This is a genomic window from Polaromonas sp. P3_C2, from assembly GCF_056402675.1.
Genome location: NZ_JBFUGX010000400.1, coordinates 1 through 3940, shown reverse-complemented (window position 1 = coordinate 3940; position 3940 = coordinate 1). Strand labels below are relative to the sequence as shown.

The 3940-nt window shown below is 63.6% G+C and carries 5 protein-coding genes; all 5 read left to right on the top strand.

Annotated features, from left to right (window positions below; all coding sequences use genetic code 11):
* Positions 1-832 (top strand): acetylglutamate kinase (gene argB, locus AC1DWI_RS15900; protein WP_477725190.1); only part of this gene is annotated, 832 nt, incomplete at its 5' end.
* A 33-nt stretch (positions 833-865) separates the two neighbouring features.
* Positions 866-1141, top strand: coding sequence for a hypothetical protein (locus AC1DWI_RS15895; protein ID WP_477725189.1), 276 nt, complete (start codon positions 866-868; stop codon positions 1139-1141).
* Positions 1122-1826 (top strand): response regulator, encoded by a 705-nt coding sequence (locus AC1DWI_RS15890; RefSeq protein WP_457281194.1) that lies wholly within the window; start codon positions 1122-1124, stop codon positions 1824-1826. Before AC1DWI_RS15895 ends, AC1DWI_RS15890 begins: the two co-directional genes overlap by 20 nt.
* A 107-nt stretch (positions 1827-1933) precedes the next feature.
* Positions 1934-3391, top strand: a complete 1458-nt coding sequence (locus AC1DWI_RS15885) for an ATP-binding protein (RefSeq protein WP_477668925.1) — start codon at positions 1934-1936, stop codon at positions 3389-3391.
* 162 nt (positions 3392-3553) lie between these two features.
* Positions 3554-3940: nucleoid occlusion factor SlmA (gene slmA / locus AC1DWI_RS15880; RefSeq protein ID WP_477725188.1), on the top strand; the 387-nt coding region annotated here is incomplete at its 3' end.

The following is a 3940-nucleotide window of genomic DNA, read 5'->3' as shown; positions in this document are numbered from 1 at the left end:
GCCCTACATCCGCAAGTTTCACGGCAAGACCTTGGTCATCAAATATGGCGGCAACGCCATGACGGACCCGGCCCTGCAKGCTGATTTTGCGGAGGACGTGGTGCTGCTCAAGCTGGTGGGCATGAATCCGGTGGTGGTGCACGGCGGCGGCCCGCAAATTGAGGCGGCGCTGAACCGCCTGGGCAAAAAGGGGCATTTCATCCAGGGCATGCGCGTCACTGATGAAGAGACCAYGGAAGTCGTGGAATGGGTGCTGGCCGGCCAGGTGCAGCAGGACATCGTCGGGCTGATCAACCAGGCCGGCGGCAAGGCCGTAGGCCTGACGGGCCGCGATGGCGGCCTGATCCGTGCGCAAAAGCTCAAGATGGTCGACAAGGATGACCCGACGAAGGAGCACGACATCGGCTTTGTGGGCGACATCGTCAGTATTGACCCGAGCGTGGTCAAGGCGCTGCAGGACGACGCTTTCATTCCGGTGATCAGCCCGATCGGGTTTGGCGAGGAAAACGAGAGCTACAACATCAATGCAGACGTGGTGGCGGGCAAGCTGGCCACCGTGCTGAAGGCCGAGAAACTGGTGCTGCTCACCAATACCCCCGGCGTACTGAACAAGGCCGGGGAGCTGCTGACTGACCTGAGCGCCCGCGAAATCGACGAGCTGTTTGCCGACGGAACGATTTCCGGCGGCATGCTGCCCAAAATCGAAGGCGCGCTGGACGCGGCCAAAAGCGGCGTGAATTCCGTCCACATCATCGATGGGCGGGTGCCGCATGCCATGCTGCTGGAAATCCTGACCGATCAGGCCTACGGGACCATGATCCGCTCGCACTGATCCAGGCGTTCCTGGCTGCCCAAGGCTGTCCGGATGGGCGGCGCCCTGATTTTGATGAAATTGGTCGCCAGGGCATATGGGGTGTGCGTAAGCAGCTATAAAAAATATAGCAAATATGGGTATTTCCTTTGCCGTCAGGGTGGCGACAGTGCCGGTCTGGCAGACTGGCAGCCGATACCGGGCCAAAACAAGACCAAAAACCAAATCAGGCAGCGGCACCGGCTTTTTCCTGAATTGACGCTCCTCAGGCGGGGTCAATTGGCATTGATGACGAAACGGACAATTCGTTATGCGACTCCTGTTGGTTGAAGACGACGTGATGGTGGCCAGCGGCATCAAGCTGGGGCTCAGTGACGCCGGCTACGCCGTTGACTGGGTCGGCAGTGCCGAGCGCGCGGAGGAAGTACTGCAGGGCGAGACCTTTGATGCGGCGATCATCGACATCGGGCTGCCGCGCATTGACGGGCTGGAACTGACGCGCCGCCTGCGCCGCGGCGGAATGGCCATGCCGGTGCTCATCCTGACGGCCCGCGACGCGCTGCAGGACCGTGTCCAGGGGCTGGACCTGGGAGCAGATGACTACATGGTCAAGCCGTTTGAGCTGCCCGAGTTGCTGGCGCGCCTGCGCGCGCTGCTGCGCCGCTCCCAGGCCGCCACCAGCGCCACACTGAGTTTTGGGGCGCTGGAGCTGGACACGGCCAACCGCGAGGCCCGCGCCAACGGCCAGCTGATTGAGCTCGGACCGCGCGAATGGACGGTGATGGAGTATTTGCTGATCCACGCGCCCAAGCCGGCCAGCAAAGACAAGCTGCTGCAGGCCATGACGGGCTGGGACAAGGAAATCACGCCCAATGCCATTGAGGTGTATATCTCGCGTTTGCGCGGCAAGCTGGAGCCGCACGGCATAGCCGTACGCTCCATTCGCGGCTTTGGCTACCGGCTGGAGCTGGTGGAAGTTTCCCCGGGGATGCCGTCCAGCGCTGGCGCTGAATAGGCAGCGCAGGCATGAACCCTTTCGGCCAGTCCTGGGCCGTTCGCCTGAAAAACCGCCTGCGTACGTTGGCTGCGCGCACGGGCGGCAACGCGTTCGTGCCTGCCGCCATGAAGTCCGGCCTGCAGCGCCGGCTGCTGCTGCTGCTGCTTTTCCCGCTGGGGACTTTTGCGCTGGTGAGCATTTACTTTGACTACCAGACGGCCGGCGATGTCGCCCTGCAAAAAGATCAGCAGTTGCTCCGGCTGATTCCCCTGCTGGCCGATTCGGTTGTGGCGCCGGGCGCCACCCCGGAAAGTGCGCCGGTGCTGCTGATGGCCCCCGCCGTGGATGATTTCCTCAAGGGCCGGCCTGGCTTTGCCGGCTTTCGCCTCGCCGATGCCGAAGGCGACTTTCTGGCCGGTGAGCCCTGGATTCCCGAACTGCTGCCGGCCACGCACGAGCCGGAATTCCACAGCATCGAATACAACGGCGTGACCTACCGGATTGCCGCGCAGCGCATGAAGACTGCAGTGGGTGAGCTGATCGTCCAGCTGGCGGATGGATCCGACCCGCGCCAGCAATGGGTGCGCTCCGTGCTGTTCAAGGTGCTGCTGCCGAACCTGATCCTGGTCGTGGCGGCAGGTTTTGCCGTCAACTGGGCCGTCACGCGGGCACTCAAGCCATTGATTGAGCTCAAGGACGCGGTGGAGCGCCGCAACCCGCGCGACTTGAGCGCCATCGACCCGCTGGCTACGCCAGCCGAGGTCCAGCCGCTGGTGAGTGCCTTGAACCGCCTTTTTGGCCTGGTGAACGACCAGGCGGAGGGGCAGCGGCGGTTTGTGGCTGATGCCGCGCACCAGCTGCGCACGCCTCTGGCCGGGCTGCAGGCCCAGGTCGAGGCCTGGGCGCAAGCGGCCAAAGTGGCTGAGGCCGCGGGCTCGGACGGGGCGGTGACCTTGTCGGCCGAAAAAATCATCAAGCTGCGCAATGCCACACGCCGGACGTCGCAGCTGGCCAACCAGCTGCTGGCGCTGTCGCGTGCCGATGCGTCGGCCGCCGGCGCCCAGCCGATGCAGCGGGTAGACCTGAAAGACCTCTGCGAATCCATTCTGCCGCTGCATCTGGATGCCGCCATGCGCAAGGGCATTGACCTGGGGCTGGAAACCCAGCCTGCACAGGTCAGTGGTTACGAGTGGCTGCTGCGCGAGCTGCTGGGTAATCTGGTGGACAACGCCGTCAAATACACGCCGCCCGGCGGCACGGTCACGATCCGCTGTGGCCCGACGGCCGGCTTCGCTGCGCCAGATACGCCAAAACAGCCGGGTCCTGGTGGCGCCGCCGCCGAGCACCGGGGATGGGGCGTCTTCCTGGAAGTGGAAGACGACGGCCCTGGCATAGCCCCGGACGAGCGCAGCATGGCGCTGCAGCGCTTTTACCGGGTGCAGGGGACGGCGGGCGAGGGCAATGGCCTGGGTCTGGCCATTGCCAGCGAAATCGCGCGGGTTCACCATTCGCAGCTGGAGCTGGACCACACCGGGACTGGCCCCGCCGGACCGTACGGATTACGGGTTCGGTTGAGTTTGTAGCTCGCCCACCACAGTAAGCGCTTGCTGTTACGGAACAGAACGTTGCGCCTTCGCCTCATGGGCGAAAACCCGGGCCTGGTGAGAGACGAACTGTCACCTGGCTGTGCGAGAATCAATTGCAACGATTCCCGGTTTTTTGAAACATTTCCTACTTCATCGCCTATGTCCGACTTAGCGTCTGAATCCGAATTGAGCCCGCACGTCACGCCAGCCGAGCCTGCGGTGCGCAAGCGCCCCAAACCGGGTGAGCGCCGGGTCCAGATCCTTCAGGCGCTGGCCACCATGCTGGAGCAGCCGGGCGCTGAGCGCATCACGACGTCCGCCCTGGCAGCCAAGCTGGATGTGAGCGAAGCCGCCCTTTACCGCCATTTCGCCAGCAAGGCGCAGATGTTCGAAGGCCTGATCGAATTCATCGAGCAAAGCGTCTTCACACTGATCAACCAGATTGGGGAACGTGAGCCCGACCATTCAGCCCGCACCCGCAAGCTGGTGGTCATGATTCTGCAGTTTGCCGAAAAGAACCCCGGCATGACGCGCGTGATGGTGGGC

Excerpts from the sequence above, each read along its gene's own strand:
- AC1DWI_RS15895 (WP_477725189.1), top strand. The coding sequence starts at position 866 with ATGGGCGGCGCCCTGATTTTGATGAAATTGGTCGCCAGGGCATATGGG.
- AC1DWI_RS15890 (WP_457281194.1), top strand. The coding sequence starts at position 1,122 with ATGCGACTCCTGTTGGTTGAAGACGACGTGATGGTGGCCAGCGGCATC.
- AC1DWI_RS15885 (WP_477668925.1), top strand. The coding sequence starts at position 1,934 with ATGAAGTCCGGCCTGCAGCGCCGGCTGCTGCTGCTGCTGCTTTTCCCG.